The sequence below is a fragment of the Collinsella sp. TM05-38 genome (assembly GCF_003466445.1).
Classification (GTDB): Bacteria; Actinomycetota; Coriobacteriia; order Coriobacteriales; family Coriobacteriaceae; genus Collinsella.
Genome location: NZ_QSPM01000014.1, coordinates 39,859 through 61,212, shown reverse-complemented (window position 1 = coordinate 61,212; position 21,354 = coordinate 39,859). Strand labels below are relative to the sequence as shown.

At 57.7% G+C, this 21,354-nt stretch carries 21 protein-coding genes and 6 tRNA genes; 2 read left to right on the top strand and 25 right to left on the bottom strand.

What is annotated here, in order from left to right; all coding sequences use genetic code 11:
- Window positions 1-146 precede the first annotated feature (146 nt).
- The 3 genes from DXD49_RS08280 to DXD49_RS08270 all read right to left on the bottom strand — a co-directional run bounded on the left by DXD49_RS08280 (window position 147) and on the right by DXD49_RS08270 (window position 1,801).
- Window positions 147-707, bottom strand: coding sequence for an HAD family hydrolase (locus tag DXD49_RS08280; protein ID WP_158564885.1), 561 nt, complete (start codon window positions 705-707; stop codon window positions 147-149).
- Window positions 708-790: 83 nt separating this feature from the next.
- Window positions 791-1,369, bottom strand: a complete 579-nt coding sequence (locus DXD49_RS08275; RefSeq protein ID WP_117735321.1) for an urease accessory protein UreE — start codon at window positions 1,367-1,369, stop codon at window positions 791-793.
- Window positions 1,370-1,372: 3 nt separating this feature from the next.
- Window positions 1,373-1,801: a peptidylprolyl isomerase gene (locus tag DXD49_RS08270; RefSeq protein WP_117794697.1), complete on the bottom strand. Its 429-nt coding sequence runs from the start codon at window positions 1,799-1,801 to the stop codon at window positions 1,373-1,375.
- A gap of 120 nt (window positions 1,802-1,921) precedes the next feature.
- On the opposite strand from DXD49_RS08270, the gene DXD49_RS08265 reads away from it, so the two are divergent.
- Both DXD49_RS08265 and DXD49_RS08260 read left to right on the top strand, forming a co-directional pair.
- Window positions 1,922-2,935, top strand: a complete 1,014-nt coding sequence (locus DXD49_RS08265) for a dipeptidase (RefSeq protein ID WP_117735323.1) — start codon at window positions 1,922-1,924, stop codon at window positions 2,933-2,935.
- Window positions 2,936-3,009: 74 nt separating this feature from the next.
- Window positions 3,010-3,786, top strand: coding sequence for a M48 family metallopeptidase (locus tag DXD49_RS08260; protein WP_158564884.1), 777 nt, complete (start codon window positions 3,010-3,012; stop codon window positions 3,784-3,786).
- Between the two features lie 6 nt (window positions 3,787-3,792).
- Here the strand turns inward: DXD49_RS08260 and folB are convergent, their stop codons facing one another.
- The 22 genes from folB to DXD49_RS08150 all read right to left on the bottom strand — a co-directional run bounded on the left by folB (window position 3,793) and on the right by DXD49_RS08150 (window position 21,167).
- A complete protein-coding gene (folB, locus tag DXD49_RS08255) occupies window positions 3,793-4,278 on the bottom strand; it encodes a dihydroneopterin aldolase (protein WP_117794695.1) in 486 nt (161 codons plus the stop codon).
- A gap of 43 nt (window positions 4,279-4,321) precedes the next feature.
- Window positions 4,322-4,903, bottom strand: coding sequence for an HD domain-containing protein (locus DXD49_RS08250; RefSeq protein WP_199569015.1), 582 nt, complete (start codon window positions 4,901-4,903; stop codon window positions 4,322-4,324).
- Window positions 4,904-4,905: 2 nt separating this feature from the next.
- Window positions 4,906-5,463, bottom strand: coding sequence for a GTP cyclohydrolase I FolE (gene folE / locus DXD49_RS08245; protein ID WP_022094399.1), 558 nt, complete (start codon window positions 5,461-5,463; stop codon window positions 4,906-4,908).
- A gap of 66 nt (window positions 5,464-5,529) precedes the next feature.
- Entirely contained in the window at window positions 5,530-6,111 is a 582-nt protein-coding gene (gene nrdG, locus DXD49_RS08240) for an anaerobic ribonucleoside-triphosphate reductase activating protein (protein WP_117735327.1), read from the bottom strand.
- A gap of 426 nt (window positions 6,112-6,537) precedes the next feature.
- Window positions 6,538-8,760 carry an anaerobic ribonucleoside-triphosphate reductase gene (gene nrdD / locus DXD49_RS08235; RefSeq protein ID WP_117794694.1) on the bottom strand — a complete coding sequence of 741 codons (2,223 nt, stop codon included), beginning with the start codon at window positions 8,758-8,760 and terminating at the stop codon, window positions 6,538-6,540.
- Window positions 8,761-9,325: 565 nt separating this feature from the next.
- Window positions 9,326-9,796, bottom strand: coding sequence for a hypothetical protein (locus tag DXD49_RS08230; RefSeq protein ID WP_117794693.1), 471 nt, complete (start codon window positions 9,794-9,796; stop codon window positions 9,326-9,328).
- Window positions 9,797-9,896: 100 nt separating this feature from the next.
- A complete protein-coding gene (locus DXD49_RS08225) occupies window positions 9,897-11,096 on the bottom strand; it encodes an MFS transporter (RefSeq protein ID WP_117794692.1) in 1,200 nt (399 codons plus the stop codon).
- 74 nt (window positions 11,097-11,170) lie between these two features.
- The gene (gene buk, locus DXD49_RS08220; protein ID WP_117794691.1) at window positions 11,171-12,283 is read right to left on the bottom strand and encodes a butyrate kinase; all 1,113 of its coding nucleotides are present in this window, start codon (window positions 12,281-12,283) and stop codon (window positions 11,171-11,173) included.
- A gap of 3 nt (window positions 12,284-12,286) precedes the next feature.
- Window positions 12,287-13,294 carry a phosphate acyltransferase gene (locus DXD49_RS08215; RefSeq protein ID WP_117735332.1) on the bottom strand — a complete coding sequence of 336 codons (1,008 nt, stop codon included), beginning with the start codon at window positions 13,292-13,294 and terminating at the stop codon, window positions 12,287-12,289.
- Between the two features lie 5 nt (window positions 13,295-13,299).
- Window positions 13,300-13,533 carry an acyl carrier protein gene (locus tag DXD49_RS08210; RefSeq protein ID WP_055251381.1) on the bottom strand — a complete coding sequence of 78 codons (234 nt, stop codon included), beginning with the start codon at window positions 13,531-13,533 and terminating at the stop codon, window positions 13,300-13,302.
- A 105-nt stretch (window positions 13,534-13,638) separates the two neighbouring features.
- Complete coding sequence (locus DXD49_RS08205) at window positions 13,639-14,061, bottom strand: Zn-ribbon domain-containing OB-fold protein (protein ID WP_117583871.1); 423 nt, start codon at window positions 14,059-14,061, stop codon at window positions 13,639-13,641.
- A gap of 38 nt (window positions 14,062-14,099) precedes the next feature.
- The gene (locus DXD49_RS08200) at window positions 14,100-15,386 is read right to left on the bottom strand and encodes a thiolase family protein (protein ID WP_233541778.1); all 1,287 of its coding nucleotides are present in this window, start codon (window positions 15,384-15,386) and stop codon (window positions 14,100-14,102) included.
- 321 nt (window positions 15,387-15,707) lie between these two features.
- Complete coding sequence (locus DXD49_RS08195) at window positions 15,708-16,325, bottom strand: TetR/AcrR family transcriptional regulator C-terminal domain-containing protein (RefSeq protein ID WP_117743881.1); 618 nt, start codon at window positions 16,323-16,325, stop codon at window positions 15,708-15,710.
- A 28-nt stretch (window positions 16,326-16,353) separates the two neighbouring features.
- Complete coding sequence (locus tag DXD49_RS08190) at window positions 16,354-16,842, bottom strand: 4'-phosphopantetheinyl transferase superfamily protein (RefSeq protein ID WP_158564883.1); 489 nt, start codon at window positions 16,840-16,842, stop codon at window positions 16,354-16,356.
- 297 nt (window positions 16,843-17,139) lie between these two features.
- Window positions 17,140-17,214, bottom strand: a tRNA-Val gene (locus tag DXD49_RS08185).
- Window positions 17,215-17,217: 3 nt separating this feature from the next.
- A tRNA-Gly gene (locus tag DXD49_RS08180) sits at window positions 17,218-17,293 on the bottom strand.
- A gap of 143 nt (window positions 17,294-17,436) precedes the next feature.
- A tRNA-Gly gene (locus DXD49_RS08175) sits at window positions 17,437-17,512 on the bottom strand.
- Window positions 17,513-17,554: 42 nt separating this feature from the next.
- Window positions 17,555-17,628, bottom strand: a tRNA-Cys gene (locus tag DXD49_RS08170).
- Between the two features lie 35 nt (window positions 17,629-17,663).
- Window positions 17,664-17,739, bottom strand: a tRNA-Gly gene (locus tag DXD49_RS08165).
- A gap of 105 nt (window positions 17,740-17,844) precedes the next feature.
- Window positions 17,845-18,591, bottom strand: a complete 747-nt coding sequence (locus tag DXD49_RS08160) for an anti-sigma factor antagonist (RefSeq protein WP_117735335.1) — start codon at window positions 18,589-18,591, stop codon at window positions 17,845-17,847.
- 81 nt (window positions 18,592-18,672) lie between these two features.
- Window positions 18,673-21,018 carry a GAF domain-containing SpoIIE family protein phosphatase gene (locus DXD49_RS08155; protein ID WP_117794689.1) on the bottom strand — a complete coding sequence of 782 codons (2,346 nt, stop codon included), beginning with the start codon at window positions 21,016-21,018 and terminating at the stop codon, window positions 18,673-18,675.
- A gap of 59 nt (window positions 21,019-21,077) precedes the next feature.
- Window positions 21,078-21,167 (bottom strand) — tRNA-Leu (locus DXD49_RS08150).
- Window positions 21,168-21,354 lie beyond the last annotated feature (187 nt).

Sequence of the window (21,354 nt, the reverse complement as noted above, 5' to 3'; positions counted from 1 at the left end):
CTAGGCTAGCCCCTTGTCACACAAACTACCGAAGCCTCTAAGATTTCCATAGCGGTCTTCGTCCTTTCCTAGAACCTGTTGTTGTGGTGATTTCAGATTCTAGGACGAAGGCCGCTCTTCGTTAAACGGACGCTAGGGAGCCACCCTTACACCAACATTTTCGACGCAATCATCACATCGACCCGGTCGCTAAAGCGACGCACGAAATACTCCAGCGCCGCCGGCTGCTCCGCCTCGGGCGTCTGGAAGGCAATCTTAATGACGTCTTCGTCGATGTCCTCGGGGCGGTCGACCACCGCCACATCGCAGTGGACCTCATAGCGCAAATGGTCGACGAACGCATCGTTGCCGCTCATGGTGTAGAGGTGTCCCTCACACGAAAGGGTCACGTCGGCATGGGGATACGCAACCACGGCATTCGCGATATCCATAGCAAGGCTACGCTCCATGGAACGCTTGACAACGGCACGCCCCTCGCTCATCACCAGGGCTCCGTTTTCGCATACATAGGCGAGCTCATCGGCCACCGGGGCAAACAGATAGCGCAAGCTCGCATATTGACGGCCGCTCGCCGGCATAAACACGATACCGCGACGATGCAGTTCGTCGATGAGCTCAAAGGCCTCGGAACGCGGCTCGCGCTCCCCCGGATGCAGCAACGTGCCGTCCAAATCGCATGCAATCAGCTTGATTCCTTCAAGACCCATATGCTTTCCCCCACAGCATCTCATCAACAGAAAGACGAACTTTGAATAGTTGCCTCTCAAAGTCCGTCTTACTCATACACACGTTAATCGCGCGCCTTTTTTACGATCGTAAAGTCTGGAGCCATACTCACAACGGCATCCGCCGCACTCGACGCAAAGCGCCGGCCCGCATCGAGTTCACGGGTAACCACCGAGAGCCGAACGCCTTCAATACCCCGGAGCATGCGGCCCAAAACAGGCTGCACCGGCGTATACATGCGCACGGTATGCTCGTCCGAGTCGCCTCGGAAAAGCGGCGCGTGCATATTGCCGATCTCCCAGCACGCATGCGCGAGCGCAATCGGGTCCATGCGGTCAACTTCGACCAAATAGACCTCGGCGCTACGCAGACGCACGACAACCGCCACGGGCAACGCACCCGTGCGGTCGACAGCGAGCACGTCGCCGTCGGCAAGGCGCTCAACGTCGGCGGCATCCAGCTGGACATTCACCGTGCGCCCCAGCTCCGTCATGCCCGCAAACGCGCGTGTGTCAGCCTGGTCCCAATCGAGCAGCAGCTCGTCAGTCTCAAAGACACCGCCCAGCTCCCGACGAAGCAAAAGTTCATAGGACGGGTCGTTGAGATTTCCCAAGCGCTCCGTAGCTACCAGGTCCGCGGGCATCAACTAGTCCTCGACCTCGACGAGCTCGATATCAAAGTTGAGGTCCTTGCCGGCGAGCTCGTGGTTGGCGTCGAGCGTCACGGCCTCGGGCGTTACGTCGATGACCACGGCGGGGACGGGCATACCGCTCGGCGTGGACAGGAAGAGCTTCATGCCCTTCTCGATCTGCTCGATGTCGGGAATCTGTTCGGCCGGGAAGGTCAGAACCATCTCGGGGTTGTGCTCGCCGTAGGCATCGGCAGCAGGAATGTGCACGGTCTTCTTCTCGCCCACCTGCATGTCGACAACAGCGGCGTCGAAGCCCTTGATCATCTGACCGGCGCCGCAGGTGAACTCCAGCGGCTCGCCGCGATCGTAGGAGCTATCGAACTGCGTGCCGTCGTCGAGCGTGCCGCGATAATGGGTCTTGACCTTCTTGCCCTGGTTGGACATGGTAACCTCCGTGATAAGGGCGGCGCACAACGCGGGCCGCCGTGAACATATGGCGCTAACTATACCCTAGTCATACAATTCAAAGACAGTTTGCAAAGAAACGCTGCAACCGGAGGAACCATGGCATATCCCGTATTCGACCTACACTGCGACACCGCCGACCGCATCGGCTGGGCCACGCTCGATCTCGACCTGCGCTTTACCGCCGGCACCGACGGTTATTTCCCCGGCGACGAAACGCATCCGCAAGATTTCGACCTCATCGAGGGCAACGCCTGCGCCATCTCGCTCGCAAAGATCGGCAACACGCCGTGGGCACAGTGCTTCGCCACGTTTGTCCCCGACGAGATTCCCGCCGCCCACGCAGCGCGTTTCCAGGCGCAGATCATGGCGCACATGAGCGGCCAGGCCATGCTCAATCACGACCGTATGGTCAACGTGCGCAGCGCCGCAGACATTCGCCCCGCGCTCAAAGACGGCAAGGTCGCCTGCATCCATACCATCGAAAACGCCACGTTCTTTGCCGAGGACCCCGCGCTGATCGAAGTGCTCAAGAGCCTGGGCGTACTCATGTCCTCGCTTAGCTGGAACGCGCAGGGACCGCTCGCGAGCGGCCACGACACCCACGCCGGCCTCACCGCCGCTGGCATCGAGGCGCTTACGCAGATGGAGCACGCCGGCATGGTGCTCGACGTCTCCCACCTCAACGATGAGTGCTTTAACGAGGTTGTCGCCCGCGCCACGCGCCCCTTCGTCGCCAGCCACTCCAACTCCCGCACCGTCTGCGGCGTCAAGCGCAACCTCACCGACGACCAGTTCCGCACCATTCGCGACATGGGCGGCATCGTCGGCCTCAACTACTGCAGCGAGTTCCTATCCAACAGCGCAACCGACGAGACCGCCGCGGACGTCACCTTCGACCAGCTGGCGGCGCATATCGAACACTGGCTTGACCTGGGTGGCGAGGACGTCATCGCGCTCGGCGGCGACTGGGACGGCGCCAAGGTACCCGCCTTCCTCTCCGATGCCAGCAAGATGCCAGAATTCCAGAACATGCTCTCCAAGCACTTTGGCAAGACCGTGATGCAGAAGCTCTGCAGCGACAACGCACTTGCCTTCTTTGAGCGTTATTAATTTCACATCCCCTGAGCGGGCCGGCATGCCGAACGGTCGACATGCCAGCCCGTCCCCAATCTGAAGGACCGCTTTTGACGCAGCAGTTTACGATTTCCGTATCCCGACCGGATGGGACGCCCATCCCCGTCGTCGTTACCAAAAAGCGCGTCAAGAACTTCAACCTACGCGTCACATCGAGCGGCGAGGTCCACGCCAGCGCACCGATCGGCGCCAGCCGCGAGCGTATCGAAGCGTTTGTGAAGCGCAACAGCGCCTGGATTATCAGCCGACTTGTCCAGCGCGAGCAACGTCAGGCGACGGCGCGAGAGCCGCGCAGTCCCTCGTCCATCATTGCGCTTTGGGGCAAGCCCATCACGGTACAGGACGCGCTCGATCATAACTTTGCATCACCCGCACCGCGGCCCAAGCAGGCCACCTTCGCAAGCTTTATGGGTGCCGACGAGCCAAGTGGGAGCACACAAGCAAAGCGGCGCACAGCCCTCGACGGCTTAACGCCCGATGAGCTCCAGGCCCGCATCGACCAGCTCTATACGTCCGAAGTCACCGCAGCGTTGCGCGATATTGTGCACGCATACGAAATCGCAATGGGCGTCGCCGTCTCCCGCGCCTCCGTGCGCAGTATGAAGACGCGCTGGGGCTCCTGCACGCCCAAATCCGGCGCCATTCGCATCGCGCGCGAGCTCGCCGCCTACCCTGTCGAATGCCTCGACATGGTTGTTGCCCACGAGCTCGTCCATCTACTCGAGCCGAGCCACAACCAGCGGTTCCACACCCTGCTCGACACGTACTGCCCCAACAATAGAGCCCTGTCGCAGCGGCTCAAGCAGCCACCCATAGAGACGTATTAGAACCGGTTAGCGCGCGCGCTCGATCTCGACGCCGCAGCTTGCCAGAGGCAGGCCAACAGGAGCCCACGGCTTATCGAGCTTGATGCGCACACCAAGCAGCAGGGGGTAACGACGTAGCAGCATCTGGGCTGTCCCCTCGGCTGCCGCTTCGATGAGTTTAAACGTATGCTCGCGCAGATAGCCATCGACATCGTGGCACACCGAGCCATAGTCAATCGAGGCATCCAGGTTATCGTGCTCCCCCGCCGCGCGCAGGTCGGCATAGAGCACCAGAGAAACGATGAACTTCTGACCCAGCGCGTTCTCCTCGGGATACACGCCATGGTTGGCAAAAACCTCAAGGCCGTCAATGACAATACGATCGGCATGGCGCAAATCGTCATAGCTCACGTGAGGCACCGCCGTTGCGGTGGATATTTCGCCCCTTCCACGGCGGGCGAGCTCGGCACCCTCAACCTTGGTTGCATTCTCGGGCAGTTTCTTGTTACTCATCGCGATCGTCTCCTTCGTTTAGAACCCCGACCGCGCAAACTAACTACACGCGAATCGACAGGTTCTTTTTATCATCGCTCCAATTGCAAGCATTGCGCGCGGGGCATGCAAAGCAGGCACGCGACGCTTTGTCGGCTGCATAGAGCAGACGCTCAAGCGGTTGGCTGTTCACGCGCAACTTTCGATGGCCCAAAATGGCCATCTTAATGGCTGCGGTATCGGCCGGCTCAAACGCCACGTCACCGGGCATGCCGGCGAGTATTGCATCAGCGACGCGCTCGCTTGCAACATCATGGGATATACCCGATTCATACTGTTCATCTTTGCCGATATCGTGAAGAAGTGCCGTGGCGTAGATGACCTCGCGGTCAAATTCGAGCTGTTCCTCGAGATTCTTGATCCACATAATGCGAGCGACATCGAGAAGATGGTCAATACCGTGGCGGCAGAAGATGCGCCCCGATTCCAGCTGTGCAATATTGCCCAGGTGCCGCCGGAACAGCCCGTTGGCACAAATGTAATCGATGCGAGGCATGGATCCAAAAGGGGCCAGGCCCGAAGCCATAAAGCCGCGACGCGACGTTCCCTCATCGGTCTTCGATGTAAAGTCGTTGACGACTCTCATGGCTAGCGGCCCAGCATCCTAAAGAACCGCTCCTCGAGCGCGGGATCGGTCTCAAAGACGCCGCGGCGAGCGAGCGTCACGGTCTTGGTGCCAGGCTTTTGCACGCCGCGCATGGTCATGCACATATGCTCAGCTTCCATGAGCACAATCGCTCCCTGGGGAGCGAGATAATCCATGAGGGCATCGGCAACCTGCGCGCACAGCTGCTCCTGCAGCTGCAGACGGCGGGCGTAGACCTCAACCGTGCGAGCAAGCTTAGAAAGCCCAGCCACGCGACCGTTAGGGATATAGCCAATCGCAGCCTTGCCATAAAACGGCAGCAGATGGTGCTCGCACAGCGAGTAAAACGTGATGTCGCGCTCGATAACCAAATCGTTCGAAGCGACGGCAAAAGTTTTGGACAGATGTTCCTCGGCACTCTGGTCCATACCGCCGGCAATCTCGCCATACATACGGGCAACGCGCGCCGGGGTCTCCAGCAGGCCCTCACGAGTTGGGTCCTCGCCTATGCCCTCAAGCAACAGCTTAATGGCGGCCTCGACTTTTTCCTGATCGACCATCTGGGCCTCACTTTTCCGATTTCACGTTCGCGCTATGGTACCACGCCCTCCGGCATCGACCACAAGCTACATAGTATGGGTCGAATAGACCGGATCATCACGCCAAAGTTCAACCGCATCACAAAGCGCAACGCCCTCGCGCTCAGCACGGGCACGCGTAGCGTTCATATCGATCACGCGCTGGTTGCTCGAACCCCTAAAGCGCAATGAGATATCGTACAGATCCTGAACAAACGGGCCATCCACCAACATATCGAGGCAGGCAAGGATACGATCCGTTGCCTCGGTATGGTGGCGACCGCCCGGCATAAGCTCCTCGAGCACGTCGCCGGTAAAACACCAAATGGTCTTTCCTGACCCCGCAGGATAAGCGGCACGAACACGCTCAACAAACTCAACGAGCCCCGCCTGATTCTCGGGCTCCATAGGCTCGCCGCCCAGAATCGTCAGGCCGTCAATAAAGGGATGATCGAGGCTCTCGATAATCTTGTCCTCGACGGCACGATCGAACGGCTCGCCCGCGGCAAAGTCCCACGCGACGGAGTTAAAGCAATTCTTGCACCCACGACGGCACCCGCTCACAAACAGAGAAGTGCGGACGCCTTCCCCATCAGCAATGTCGAAATACTTAATGTTCGCATAGTTCATAGGTAACTCTCCCGGGAGGCCGGGACATATCATCCCGTCCTCAAACATTCTCGGCCTGCGGCCTGCGAAACTGCGGGCGGGACGATATGTCCCGGCCTCATGCAAAGGGTAACTCAATGAACGAAGCGAACATCGAGCATAGGGTTCGAGGTCCAATAAAAACTGGGTTGCAGCTCAACCGTCATCGCAAGCAAAGCGTTGTTGCAAGTCAACTCATTTCCGCTAAGAACTTCGAGGGGTGAGCAGACCGCATGCTGCATCTCAGCTACATCAACTTGGCTGTCCCGTAGCGAGGCCCCGGACCTTTGCTCGATATGAGTTCCGCACGAACAGGAGGCGCCAGTGGCGCCTCCGTCGTGAGCCAGGACTGTCCGAAATAGCGAGTAAAGGTCCGGGGCCTCGCTACGGGACAGCCTGAGATGGTTATTAGAGATGCAGCACGCGGTCGCGGATCTCCTCGGTTCGACCCTGATTCCAGAACTGGGTACCGATGTAGCCGCACGTACGACGGGCGACGTTCATCTTCTCCTGGTCGCGGTTGCCGCAGCTGGGGCACTCCCACACCAGCTTGCCGTCATCCTCGACAATCTTGATCTCGCCATCGTAGCCGCACACCTGGCAGTAGTCGCTCTTGGTGTTGAGCTCGGCGTACATGATGTTGTCGTAGATGTACTGCATCACGCGGATGACAGCCTTGAGGTTGTCCTGCATGTTGGGAACCTCGACATAGGAGATGGCACCGCCCGGCGAAAGCTGCTGGAACATGCCCTCGAACTTGAGCTTGTCGAATGCGTCGATCTCCTCGGACACGTGGACGTGGTAACTGTTGGTGATGTAGCCCTTGTCCGTCACGCCTGGGATGATGCCAAAACGACGCTGTAGGCACTTGGCGAACTTGTAGGTCGTCGACTCAAGCGGGGTCCCGTACAGCGAGAAGTCAATATCGCTTTCTGCCTTCCACTCGGCGCACTTGTCGTTCATGCGCTGCATGACGGCCATGGCAAAGGGCGTGCCCTCCTTCTCGGTGTGGCTGTGGCCCGTCATGTACTTGACGCACTCATACAGGCCGGCATAGCCCAGGCTGATGGTGGAGTATCCGCCCACGAGCAGTTTGTCGATCGTCTCGCCCTTCTTCAGACGCGCCAGGGCGCCGTACTGCCAAAGAATCGGTGCGGCATCCGAAAGCGTACCCATCAGACGCTCATGACGGCACACCAGGGCGCGATGGCACAGCTCAAGACGCTCGTCGAAGATCTTCCAGAACTTGTCCATGTCCTGATGCGAGCTCAACGCGACATCGGGCAGGTTGATGGTCACAACGCCCTGGTTAAAGCGACCGTAGTACTTGGGCTTGTTCGGGTCATAGTTCAGCGCGTTGGCCACGTTGTTAAATCCGTTACCAGAGCGGTCGGGCGTCAGGAAGCTGCGGCAACCCATGCAGGTATAGCAGTCGCCGTTGCCCGCGGTCTCGCCCTTCGACAGCTTGAGCTCGCGCATCTTCTTCTCGGAGATGTAGTCGGGCACCATGCGCTTGGCGGTGCACTTCGCAGCCAGCTGAGTCAGATAGAAGTACGGGGAATCCTCGTAAACGTTATCGTCCTCGAGCACGTAGATAAGCTTGGGGAACGCCGGAGTGATCCACACGCCGGCCTCGTTCTTAACGCCCTCATAGCGCTGACGGAGCGTCTCCTCCACAATCATGGCAAGGTCGTGCTTCTCCTGCGCTGAACGAGCCTCGTTGAGATACATGAAGACCGTCACGAACGGCGCCTGACCGTTGGTGGTCATAAGGGTCACGACCTGATACTGAATCGTCTGGACGCCGCGACGGATCTCGTCACGCAGACGGTCCTCAACAACCTCGCGGACCTTTTCGGGGGATGCGGAAACGCCGAGCTCCTCGAGCTCGCGGGCGACCTCGCCGCGAATCTTTTGACGGCTCACCTCAACAAAGGGGGCGAGATGGGTCAGCGAGATGGACTGGCCGCCATACTGGGAGGATGCAACCTGGGCGATGATCTGCGTCGCGATGTTGCAGGCCGTCGAGAAGCTGTGCGGCTTCTCAATCAGCGTACCCGAGATAACAGTACCGTTCTGGAGCATATCCTCCAGGTTCACCAGGTCGCAGTTATGCATGTGCTGGGCAAAGTAGTCGGAATCGTGGAAGTGGATCAGGCCCTCATTGTGGGCATCCACGATCTCTTGGGGCAGCAGCACACGCTGAGTCAGATCCTTGGAGATCTCGCCGGCCATGTAGTCACGCTGGACGGAATTGACGGTCGGGTTCTTGTTGGAGTTCTCCTGCTTGACCTCTTCGTTGTTGCACTCGATGAGCGACAGAATCTTGTCATCGGTCGTGTTCTTCTGGCGCTTCAGGCTCTGAACATAGCGATAGATGATGTAGTGGCGGGCAACCTCGTAGCAGTCGAGACGCATGATCTCGTCCTCGACCAAATCCTGGATTTCCTCGACCGAAACGGTGTGTCCGGCATTCTCACATGCCTCGGCAACGTTTTGTGCCGCATAAACCACCTGACGGTCGGTTAGACGAGAGCTCTCCTCGACCTCCAAGTTTGCGGCGCGGATGGCATTGACGATCTTTTCGATGTCAAAGACGACCTCGGTGCCGCTGCGCTTGATGATCTTCATCCTCTTGCCTCTTTCGCGTCGTAGTCTCATTGCGCTTCAGAGCCAAACGATGCCCGGCAGGGCGTGCCCCTGTCTTGCGGCGCCGTCGCGCAATCTGTGTTCTCGATAAACCATATGCCTCCATGCGGACATGCCCAGGAGCCGATCAAGCGGCTCAGGGACACGTTCAAAAGAGGCAGTTAAGGTCTTCGTTCTCTGTCCGCCATCTATCATACGACAAAGACGCATCTATATCCTGTATTCTTTTTTTAGATCAAACACAACATATAGTGTTTTAGCAGGTCAAAGCAATTGGTCATTTTGCAGACACATAAATTATGAGGGGCTCTTGGCAAGTCGGTAAAACGTTACCAACACGGCTACCTGCATGGCAGTTATAAAACCCCCTTAGTCAAGCCGCCGACAAATCCTACCAAAACCAAGCCGCTCACGCCAAAAGAATCCAAAAGATTATGCTTGACCAACATGTTGCGGTCGAATGCCGGCGGACGGAGTGACAGGACTGCAAACGCTCGGAAGACTGCAGCCCCGGCACCCCGTCCGCCGGCATTCGATAGGCGAGGAACTATTTCTTCTCTTCGCGAGCTACCATGCGGCCGAGAGCCGCTGTAAAGGGATCGAGCAGCACGCCGGCGATAACCACAAAAGCCCACCCCTTTGTGACAAGACCTGCCCAACGCGCGAAGAACGTACGGCCTTCAATCGTTCCGAATCCTCCCCGGAAGGCAATCTCGCCAAAACCGATTACCATAAAAAGGAGCGTGGCACCGATGACCGTACCGGCGATCTTGTGTGACGCACTCCCCCGCTCAAAACCAAAAAAGTCCAGGCACATACCAACCGTTTTGCCAAACAGCGGGAGTGCGCTCAGAACCTCGGCGATCACCGTGGCCACGATGAGTTGTCCCCAAAAGCCCGTGGGGCTCGTCAGATCCAAGCCGGGCGCCCCTTCAATGATGGGGAGAAACGCGCAGAGCGATAGCGGGTTAAAGAAGCCGTTGAGAATACCGGTAACGCGGTTGACAGGTAACTTCATAGCCGTAAGCCTTTCAAAGTCATTGATAGAAAGAGGGCCGCCGGCATATGTCGGCGGCCCCGATAAAACATGATGTGCGGCAAAGCAACTACTCGAACGGCTACTCCGCCTCGCCGCCGGCCGCCATCTTCTCGGCCTCGGCAAGCTGGGCCGGGGTGAGTTTGCGATACTTGATGGCGCCAAAGACGACACAAGCCGCACAGACGATCATGCCGGCGATGAACTTCTGGTCAATCGTCGCACCAAACGGCGACGTCACGGCCTCAAACACAATGGGAGACAGTGCCATGCCAAAGTTGATGCCGGCCATGCCAATGGCAAGGTTAAACGCACGTCCCTCGGGGGCAGAGTTGCCGGCGGCAAAATTGCCCTCCAGCGGCACGTAGGTCTCCTTGCCTAGCGCAACGACAAAACCCGCAACGCACAGCACCATAAAGGCGGGCGCAACCAGCGTCAGGCCTAGGCCAACGAGCGTCACGCCCCACGCAAACGGCATAGCCAAGTTCTTAAACTTGGCAAACAGCGGACCGACCAAAAGACCAGCCGCAATACCGGCAACGGTCATAACGGTAGAGGCAAGACCGGCCTCCACGGTACCGCCAAAGCCGCGACCCACAACAAGCAGCGAAACGTTGGAGCTGAAGAGCTGGAACGTGAGTACGAACACAAAGCTCATGAGCGTGATAATCGCGACCTCTTTAGGCATATTGGCAAACACATTGACCTTGCGCTTGGGCTCAAGATGACCCTCGGGAAGACAAACAGCCTCAATCACGATGAAAATGATCATGATGAAGTACGCCGCATAGCTATGAAACCATTCGGCGGAACCCAAAATACCGGACACCATGGTCCAGATAATGCCGCCAAGGGCAACAAAGGTGGAGTAGATGCCCATGACAAACGAACGCTGCTTTCCGCCAAAGTAATCCGCGATAAGAGCGTCCGTTGAATTCTGCACGGCACCGAGACCAAGGCCCATGACAGCAGAAGCCGCTAAGACTTGGCCGAGCGAGTCGTGGAACACCAGCACCGAGACGCCTGCCAGCATCACGATAACGTGACCGACGAGCGTCGTCTTCTTCTTGGACACGCGCGAAGCGAGCTGGGAAGACACGAGCATGGCGGACAGCGCCATCATCAACGGGATGATGCCGATAATCATCTGAACGGCAGCGATGTTCTCGTTGGGAAACGCCGCCGCGACAGAGGCCACGATGGGGACGGGCACCAACATGCCCATAATGCACATGGCGGCAGCATAAATGCCCACCAGGTACTTGATCTTGCTTTTATCCATGATCCATCCTTACACTTAAAGAAAAGGGTCGGAGCGGCCAGGCATCACCAGCGGCCGCCCCAAACACAGCACTATTAGTCGTTGAATCCGGTGAACACGGGTTCTCCGCTGTACACGAGCGCTTCCTCGACACCATCGAGCACGCGGCAAGCGCCAGACGCCATCGCCTCGAGCTCAAACTCGCCGGGATAAGCCGACACGGGGGCGATCCAAGAGCAGCATTCCTCAATCGAGGCAACGAGCTCCTTGCTGTGGACCATGCCACCTCCGAGCAAGATGCCGTCGACGTCGCCCTTCAGCACACAGGCCATCTCGCCAATCCACTTGCAGATTTGGTAAACCATTGCATCCCAGGCGCGAGCTGCAGCCTTATCGCCCGCAGCGGCACGCTCGCACACCTCGATGGCATCGGAGGTACCCAAAAGATCGACAAAACCGCCGGTCTTCATGCAATGGGCACGGGCGACATCAAGGCCGTGTTCCGCGGTGTACTTTGCGACCTCGATCGCGGGAACCGATCCGCAGCGCGTCGGTGCCATGGGGCCCTCGCCGCCGACGATGTCGTTGCCGTCCACCATCTTGCCCTTAAGATGAGCCGAGATAGAGATACCGCCGCCGATATGGCAAACGATGAAGTTGCACTCATCATAGGGGCAACCGAGCTTTGCCGCATGGCGGATGGCGGTCTCTTTGAGATTAAGGGCGTGCAGATGCACGTTTCGATACACGCCCTTAATGCCCGTCATACGTGCGAGGTCGCACAGCTCGTCAGTATCGGGAGGATTCACCACAAAGGCGGGCTTGCCACATTTCACGGCAAATTCGTAGGCAATCTGGGGTCCCAGCTGCGCCGGGTGTTGAATGCCATTTGCGCCAACGCGAGCATGCTCGAGCATGACCTCATTGATGGCATACGTACCACCGGGCAGCGAAAGCAAGCCACCGCCGCGACCGACAAAAGCATCAAAGACCTCGAGCTTTAGGCCCGCCTCCTCCAGTGCCCCGAGAATCAGATCGCAGCGATGCGGCATCTGAGCCGAAACCCCGTCGAATTGGGCAAGGTCCTTCGCATCGTGCGCAACGTTCTTACTGAGCTTGCACTCATCGCCCTCAAAAACGCCCACCTTCGTGGAAGTGGAACCCGGGTTGATTACCAGGATGCGCCAGGGAGTCTTTTTATCGGACATACCTTAAGCCTCCTTAAGCGCCTGAGCGCGCACGCAGCTCATCACCACGTTGCCGACGATCTCATCGACGGGCGCAGAGCGCGAGCAATCGCACACGATCTTCTTGAAGCCCTGAAGCATGGGACCGTAAGCATTGGCGCCGGTCAGATTCTGGATGATCTTGACGCCGATATTGCCCACGTTGATATCGGGCCAGATGACCACGTTGGCCTGGCCCGCAACAGCGGACTCACGATGCACCTTCTTGGCCGCAACCTTGGGGTTAATTGCCGAATCAAACTGGAACTCGCCGTCGATGGCAAGATCGGGACGGCGATCGTTGGCAATCTCGCGAGCACGGCGCACTTTGTCGACAAGTTCATTGTCCATCGAACCGTCAGTCGAATGCGAAAGCAACGCGCAACGGATATCCCATCCGGTCAGAGAGCGCACCGTCTCGCTCGACGAAATCGCGATCGAGGCAAGCTCCTCGCTCGTGGGGTCAACGCAAACGGCAGAATCGCCAAAAGCCAAAAGGCCACCTTCGCCGCCGTTCCAGTTGGGAATGTCGGCGATACCGCACGAGCTCACAGTGTCCACCCCGTCAGCAAGACCGACGATGGCCTGACCCGCCAGGATGATATCGCCCGTAGCGTTATCGATACCGGCGAACATAACGTCGACATCGCCGAGCACCTGCAAAATCAGGGCGCGCTCAAGCGGACGCGTCATACGGCGCGCAGCGCCCTTGGGCTTAAACTTGCAATCCGGATGAGAAAGGTAGCGCTCGCAACAAGCGGCGTTCGCCTCCTCGTCGGTCACATCGACAATCTCGATGCCGTCAAGGGAGATACCACGCTCGTCGGCAAGCTCCTTGAGCTTACCGCCGTCGCCAACCAGCACGCATTCGGCAAGATGCTCGGCGGCGATCTTTGCGACCGCCTGCATCATGGTCTCGTTTTCGCCCTCGGGAAAAGCAACGCGCATAGGCTTGGCGGCAGCCTGCTCGCGCAGGGTCTGCATCAGGTCCATGGCAGTTACTCCATCTCTTCGGCAGTGCGCTCGATAAGCTCGCCGATGGTCTTCATGACCATGACCTCGCGAACGGGAACCTCGGCATCGAGCTCGTTCTCGATCATGGACGTCAGGGCGATCATCTTCATCGAGCCCTTGCCCAGGGTCTCGAACGTCGTCTCGGGGGTCACATCGCCGTCATAGTTGTAGGCGGACTTGGCAAAATCGCAGATCTGCTGAGTGAGTTCTTCGTTCATGGCAAAGCCTTTCTAAGATAAAAAAGAGGGGCGACCACGGCGGGCTGGAGACATGGGTCCCGCCGTGGCCTAAGAGAGGAATCGAATTGTTACAAGGGTGAAAACTTAGTCGTCAAGCTCGAACGTAAGCTCCTTGTAGCCCGGACGGTCGATGACCTTGGCATGGACGCCAACGGTCTCGCCCGCCATGAGTTTGGCGCGAATCTCGGGGGCCTTCTTCTTGGTAATGCCGTAGATGACGTAGGTGTACTGAGAACCCTCGTCGATATCAACGGCGCCGTAGGCGTACTTGCCATACTCCTTAAGGTAGGGCTTGTCGTTCTGCGGACCAGGCAAGGTAAAATCGATCAGATGGCCGTGACCGGAAACCTGGACCCAATCGGTCTTGTGATAGCCGCAGGCATTGCAGGCAAGGTGGGGCGGAAACTCGACGGCTCCGCACTCGGGGCATTGGCGCGCCCAATAGATGCCCTCTTCAAGACCCGTGTAGAACTTCTTGACCACGGGCTCCATATCTTTGAGTTGCATGAGAATACTCCTTATGGGAAATCGAAAACCGCGGTCGCTTAGGCGACGGTACGAAGAATCTGGCAGCGCACGTTCTGAGAACCGCCAAAACCGCGCAGGAACGCCGTCTCGGGAACCTTCTTCATCTGGGTAGCACCGGCGACGCCACGCATCTGCTTGACGGCCTCAACGATATCGGCGATGCCGGATGCACCATGGGCGTGACCGAAGTTGCAACGACCACCGTGCGGGTTGATGGGCTTATCGCCGTCAAAAGCGGTGCGACCATCGATCGCGTACTTCCAAGCCTCGCCGCGCGGAATATAGCCGCACTCCTCAGCCGAGACGATCTCGGAAGCAAGGAAGAAGTCATTGCACATAAACAGGTCGATCTCGTCGGGACTCACGCCGGTAAGGTCGTAGACCTGCTTGGCGGCAAGCTCGGTAGCCCAGTGCTCGTTGTGAAGCAGGCCGGCCTCGACCGCAGAAGCGCCCGTACCCAAAACCTCAATAGGCGCATACGGCACGCCCATGGTCTTGGCCTTCTCCGTGGGCATCACGACAACAGCTGCGGCACCGTCGCATTTCTTCTCAAAGCCGGTAACACGCAGGTACTGCGTAACGCGCGGGTTATACATGCTCTTGAGATACTCGTCGGCGGTATCGAACCCGGCTGCCTTCGCGTCCTCCTCGACCGTAGTCTCGTACCAGGCAAGGGGATTCAGGACGGCACCGCGGCGAAGGCTCTTGGTAAGGCCGTTCAGGGCGTCATCAATCTGATCGGCGGTAAGGTCGTACTGCATCGAATACTCGTTGATCCAGTTGTCGAACGACACGCCAAAGGCGCCGTCGAGCGGGCGACCATACGCGCGGTCATAGATCTTATCGAGCGAGGGAATCATGACGTCGAGCGTAAAGTCCTGACGAATATGGGAGGGCATATGCTCGACGGGAAGAGTCGAAGCCAAATCGCAGGCACCCGTAAGGACAACGTCGTAAGCACCGGAAGCAACCGCCATCACGGCCTGCTCAAGGGCGACGTAACCCGTGCAGCAAGCCTCGGAATGATGGACGGAGCCCTTGGCACGAACGCCAAACCAATCGGCAACCTGCATGTTGGGGGTAATGCAATCGCCAACGAGATACGGATTGGCGCTGCCGTGATAGAAAAAGTCGATATCGCGGGGCTCAAGACCGGCATCGGCAATTGCCTCGAGGGCCGCATAGCCAAACGCCTCGCCCTCGCCAATACCCTGGGTCTCGGGATGCTCCTCAAAATCCTTGAACGGGGTGCAGCCCACGCCTACAATCGAGACGCTGCGCATGTTCTTTCCGAGCGTAACCACTGAATATCACATCCTAATCATGTGAAGGTGTACGGAGTGATGGCGCAGTCCGGCCGCGAGCGAAGGTGAGAGAGCGCTCGCGGCTTTTCTGTGCCGTCACACGTTGAACTACTGCAGTGGTTCTTTTGAACGTAGCTTTAGTTTATGAGGGGTTAAACGAGACACGTGAGACAAAAAGCCCCGATGTGTCCCATCATATGGGACGCATCGGGGCTAAGCGTTCTAAATAGCAGATAAACGGACTCGTATTATTTGAGCTAATGATCAGAGATATCTAAAACTCGCCCTGAATACAACCGTTTATCCCCAAATATCGACCGCTCACGCGACTGGCCTTTCAAAATCGGGAATACGTGGGTGTCGATGACGCGATGCATCGTCGACAAAGAGCGGTGCGTAGAACATGCGATTGAGGGCGGCGGCAACGGTGCGCGCCTCAAGGTCGGGCCGGGCCTCGAGCCAATACTGAATGAGGTTATGGTGGCCCGCAAGCGCAAATGCTAGATACAGGTCGAGGTCCGTTTCATCGGAAAATGTCGAGCGAAGCCGATTGCGAAAATAGTCATGCATAAAGATCGTTGCCTTGTGAGCAAACACGGGGTCGCCGTTATCGCTGTTAAGCGCCAAAACTTTCGAGCGATTAGCCTTGAGGATCTCCATGCGCTTGATCATCGTGGGCGTAGGGTCCAGCTGCGCATCGCCAAAGCGAGCCTCCAGCGCAACATCATTGATGTCCTGCATATTCTGGAGCAGCTCATCTTCAAAACGTTTAACCACATCATCGACAGAGCGATAACAGCGATAGAACGTCGATTTGGATGTATGGGCAAGGCGAAGTACCTCGGCCACCTTAATCGACTGCACCGGAGTTGTCGCCATAAGTTCAAAGACGGCATCCTCGATCCGTGAAGCAATATCGTTTTGAGCGTTCAGTGACATGGCGGCCTTCCCTATTGGCGATTGGCTCCTATGCTACCCGAAAGGGATGCTCCTTGACGACGATACGAGGCTTAGAGCGTGCCGCACAAGAGATGACGCAGCGACCGTATGTCACCGACGAAGTATTCCATCCGCCGGGCATGCCATCTTTGCGAGGGTCAATCGAAAACCCGACGCCTTCAGCCTTGAGGATGGCCTCGATGCGCGTCCACGTCTGACTCATGCGAAGATTGCGTTCTTGCAAATTGGGAGCAGCGTTAATCCACGCGCGCTCGTCATCGTTCACCATACGCCCAACCGCAACGGGAGCAATCTCATCGATCGCCTCGATATCCACGCCAATAGGTCCTCCAACCGACCGAGCAACATCGGAAACAGCGAGGACGGCCACGCTTCCGCCATGTGAAATGGAAATAGAGGGTGCCTCCCCATCCGCAAGCTCGATCTTGCCGAAAGCAGAACGCGCAAGCTGGGCGTCGTCGAAGACACCCAGGGCGTCGCGAAGCAGCAGACCCACGCCTGCAGCTTCCCTCCGAGACGCAATTGGGAGATCACCGTTGGAAGCACGTAAGGCATAGCGTCCCGCGATTAATGCCATATCAACGGTCTCGCCGAGATCGATCGCAGAAACATCAACGAGATGTACGGTTATATTCAAAATGGTCAACCCCCACTCGATTGAGATGACAAGGCTAAACAGACGCTCAGAACCGCTCTTTCATGAATCGAGGTACCTTTTGCCGGCGATTTGGCGACCCATTTGGCGACCAAAACAAAACAGCCCAGAGGACATAGCCTCTGAGCTGCGAACATTTGGTGGGCGTTAGAAGATTTGAACTTCTGACCTCTTCCGTGTCAGGGAAGCGCTCTCCCCCTGAGCTAAACGCCCAAATGGAGCGGACAACGGGGCTCGAACCCGCGACCCCAACCTTGGCAAGGTTGTGCTCTACCAACTGAGCCATGTCCGCCTGCGAGGATTTAATATACGGGATGATCAACCCAAATGCAAGAACTATTTTCGAATAATTTGAAAAAAGTTCGAGGCCAAGCAACGGGTACGAAACAACGGGCACGAAAAACCCGGCTACCGTGGTAGTCGGGCTGTTGCGCTTGGAGCGGACAACGGGGCTCGAACCCGCGACCCCAACCTTGGCAAGGTTGTGCTCTACCAACTGAGCCATGTCCGCATATGTAAAACAAAACGGGCGCCGGAGCGCCCGGATGTTGCCTGGAGGCGAAGCCCGGATTCGAACCGGGGGTAAAGGCTTTGCAGGCCTCTGCCTTACCACTTGGCCACTTCGCCGAAAAAGGACCGCTTGAGACGGTCCGGAAATGCAATGGAGCGGACAACGGGGCTCGAACCCGCGACCCCAACCTTGGCAAGGTTGTGCTCTACCAACTGAGCCATGTCCGCTTGCGGGTTATTAATTTACGCGAGTTGCCCAAAAGACGCAAGTACTTTTTTCAAAAAAGTTGTCCGCCACATGCTCTTGGCAGATAAACATGTCAAAACGATTTACTAGGCGCACGATTCCAACGTTCCGCTAAACAGCTTGACCATCCGAACGCGCGTACCGGCACCATCCGTACGACGGGCAACCTCCACGTTGTCGACCAACATGCGCATGAGCTTGATTCCACGCCCGCGTTCCTCAGTCGTAACCGGCTCACTCGACCCGTCGATCGAATAGCCCGCCCCACGGTCGACGACCTCAATCACGACGCGATCGCCGTAGGCCTGAACCGTCAGGATGCATCCGATACCGTCCGCATGGTCATACGCGTTGCCCAGCGCCTCGCCCGATGCCAATGCGACGTCATAGCGCTCGTCACGACGCAGCGGAAGCGATTCAAGCAGCTCGGCAATACGGTGTCGGTAGTACGGAAGATTCTCGATGCCCTGGCGCACCTCGACGCTCTTGCTCCAGCGCGGCAACTCCCCCACCGGAATGGCAGGAATTGACTCGCGCGGCGGCCCTGCAACATGGAGGATGTCGACAAGTCGGGCAATCTCCAAAAAGCGAACGACCTCATCGGACGCATTAACAAGCGAAAGCAAGCCCTCGCGCCTCATGAGCTCCCTGGCACGCGTGAGCAAAAACGCCAAGCCCGTCGAATCGATGAAGCTCACAGTCTGGCAATTGATGACAACACGACGCACGCCCCGGCCGATCAAATTATCCAACCGTCGGCGCAACGCGGTCACCGAGGCGATGTCGATATCGCCCGGTGGCGTCAAAACCGCTATGTCATTCCACTCATTCATACGACCATGGTTCCCCAAAAGAGTTCGCTCGATGCATACGTATCTGTAACTGCGAAGATTTTGCCCGTCAAGCGTCGCGCTCTACGATCGACCTCGTAAAAATTCAAGGGAAACCAGCGCGATGTCATCGTCCAGCGCCGACTCGGTAAAGCGGTCAAGCTCGCCCAAGACCTTACCGCAGATTCCCGATACGCCCTCACCCGAGACAGAGAGCAGAAGGTCGCGAAGGCGCTGCTCGCCAAAGAAAGCACCCGAGCGATCGCGTGCTTCAATCGTTCCGTCGGTATACATAAAGAGCATGTCACCAGGAGCGAACGTAAAGGCGCCCGTCTCGTACACCATGCTTTCAAAGGCACCGATTACGCCCGATTGACACCCAAGGAGCTCCACCTCTCCCCCTCGGGCTTCCGTGCCGCCAAGCGGCGTCGACGACGGTCTGATGACCATGGTGGGAGGATGTCCCGCCGAGCAATAGGTAGCTCGGCCCGCTTTAAGATCGATCTTGGCGATAAACGCCGTCACAAACGTCTCGACCCTCGAAAAGCCCATGAGCATACTATTGAGCGAGCGGGCCATGCGTGCGGGCCCCGCGCCCTCCCAGGCATAAGCCGTCAACGCTGTCTTAACGAGCGCCGACATCGACGCCGCCTCGATTCCCTTGCCGGACACATCACCCAAAATCATGACGGCGCAATCGTCGGGAAGACGAACAAGCGTATAGAAGTCGCCGCCGACCAACGCCGAATTCGTTGCCGATAGGTATACCGAATCGGTTGCGATACCCGGAACGTCACTAAGCGAATTTCTCATGCCAATCTGAAGCGTCTGAGCGATATGGCGCTCTTCGCGCTTTTGAGACTCGCCCTCATAGATCAACTCAAAGTCGTGCGCCAAATGAACCATGTAGTCGTATTCGAGATCGTCGATTGGCTCCTGGCTGCCATCGCGGAGCAGCAAGGCGCGCGTCGTCGGTCCCTTGGCGACATCAGCGGGAACAATCGCATCGTTGCTTCGCTTGCCATCCGCCTCCAAGCGATAGCGCCCCGCCTCGATACCAGAGTCGACATATAGTCCCTGGCACGGCAGGCCGTGAGCCCTCAGCCATGTACCCATAGGCGTGGATTCGTCCACACGCGTTAGACGCACGTGTTTAAGATCGTCAACGCTCGTCCCGCCCAGCACCGATGTCTCGAACCCATCAGAAGTTGCCCCCAGGCGCGCCGCTGGCGTCGTGACAGAAAAGAAGAGCGACTCCGGATCGCCCGGCAACGCCACACGACTGCCGCCCTCAAAATCGATGACATAGGATTCGAGGCCCGCATCATACTCCACGGGGCAGAAATGACAATTGAGCACGGCGCAGATTTCCGACGACACAGCACGCGAGGCGGCAACAGGATCATCAAGGTAGGCAAACAACTCATCACGCAGCACATTGAGCGAGCGGCCGAGCTCTGCCGTACGACGCGAACGCAGGCTCGATGCCATGCCGACCAGCTGAATGGACAGGTAATCGCAAATGACTTCGAGCACGTTGACGTCATAGGCAAGCGGCGCCTGCGGACGTTTCCAACCGACCTCCAATACGCCAAGAACCTGAGTACCGTAAAACACGGGAAGGCAGATCTCGCTACGGTATGGAGGCATATCTTGCACGCGTAGCAGGTGCTTAGAACGGTTGTCCAAGTCCATGAACATACCCGAGGCGACTCGATCGCCCTCCAGGTCCTGTTGAATCGACAAGCGGCACGCACGCGACTCGCGAAGCACATACGTCGGGATGCCTGCGCCATACGGCATAAACTCGGGCAGGTAGCTGTCATGCAGCTCCTTAGAAACGCCGCGAAGCTTAAACCCGCCGCTCTCAGAAAAATAAATGGCAGCACCCGAGGCATCGAGCGTTCCTACAAGTTGGTTCAAAACGGTATCCAGCAAACTGGGCAGCTCATCGGAGCCCACCGTGCTCATAATGACCGACAACGTGCCCGAGAGACGCTTATTCGCCACCCTGAGCTCCGAAAGTGCGCGCTTGAGCTGACGGTCGTGCGAATACTGTTCTTCGATGCTATGGAGCGCCACCAGAACGCGCGGCGCGCGGCGGCCAAAGATGCGAGGCGGTGTAACCGAGCCGGCACGAACGAGGACGGGAATAAAGGAACCGTCGCTTAGCTTGAGCATCAACTCGCTCTCGGTTCCATTGGTCTCAAACGGAAGACGGTGCTCTGTCGCGCGCTCAAATGCCGAAGAGTACAAGAGATCTTTAACGTCGCCATTGATCACATCGGGACGCTCTTCACACATCAGGTCGAGCAATCGATTATTCACATGCAAAATGGTTCCGTCGAACTCGCAGATGATGACCGCATCGCTCGTGATCTCGACCAACTGGGCAACGTCTGCCCACTCGTTGCGCTCAAGCGTTTCCATCGTGAACCTCACCGTCTATCGGTAACAAAAAAGCCTCCGAAGAGGCTCCTCAAATGCGATGGTGTCGGAGGCGGGACTTGAACCCGCATGACCAAAAAGCGGTCACTAGCACCTCAAGCTAGCGCGTCTGCCAATTCCGCCACTCCGACATGCTATGTTGTTGATTCGCGGTTCGTTTTGTTGGACCCGCGCGTTCAACGAGGAAGATAATAACCTATGTTTCGAGAGCTGCGCAAGCACTTTTTTCAAAAAAGTTTACGAATTTGTAAATGCGCAGGTAGATTCGTATGTCCGGTCCCGAATCGGTGTTGCCTCCCGGCGCGTCCTCGGGCATGA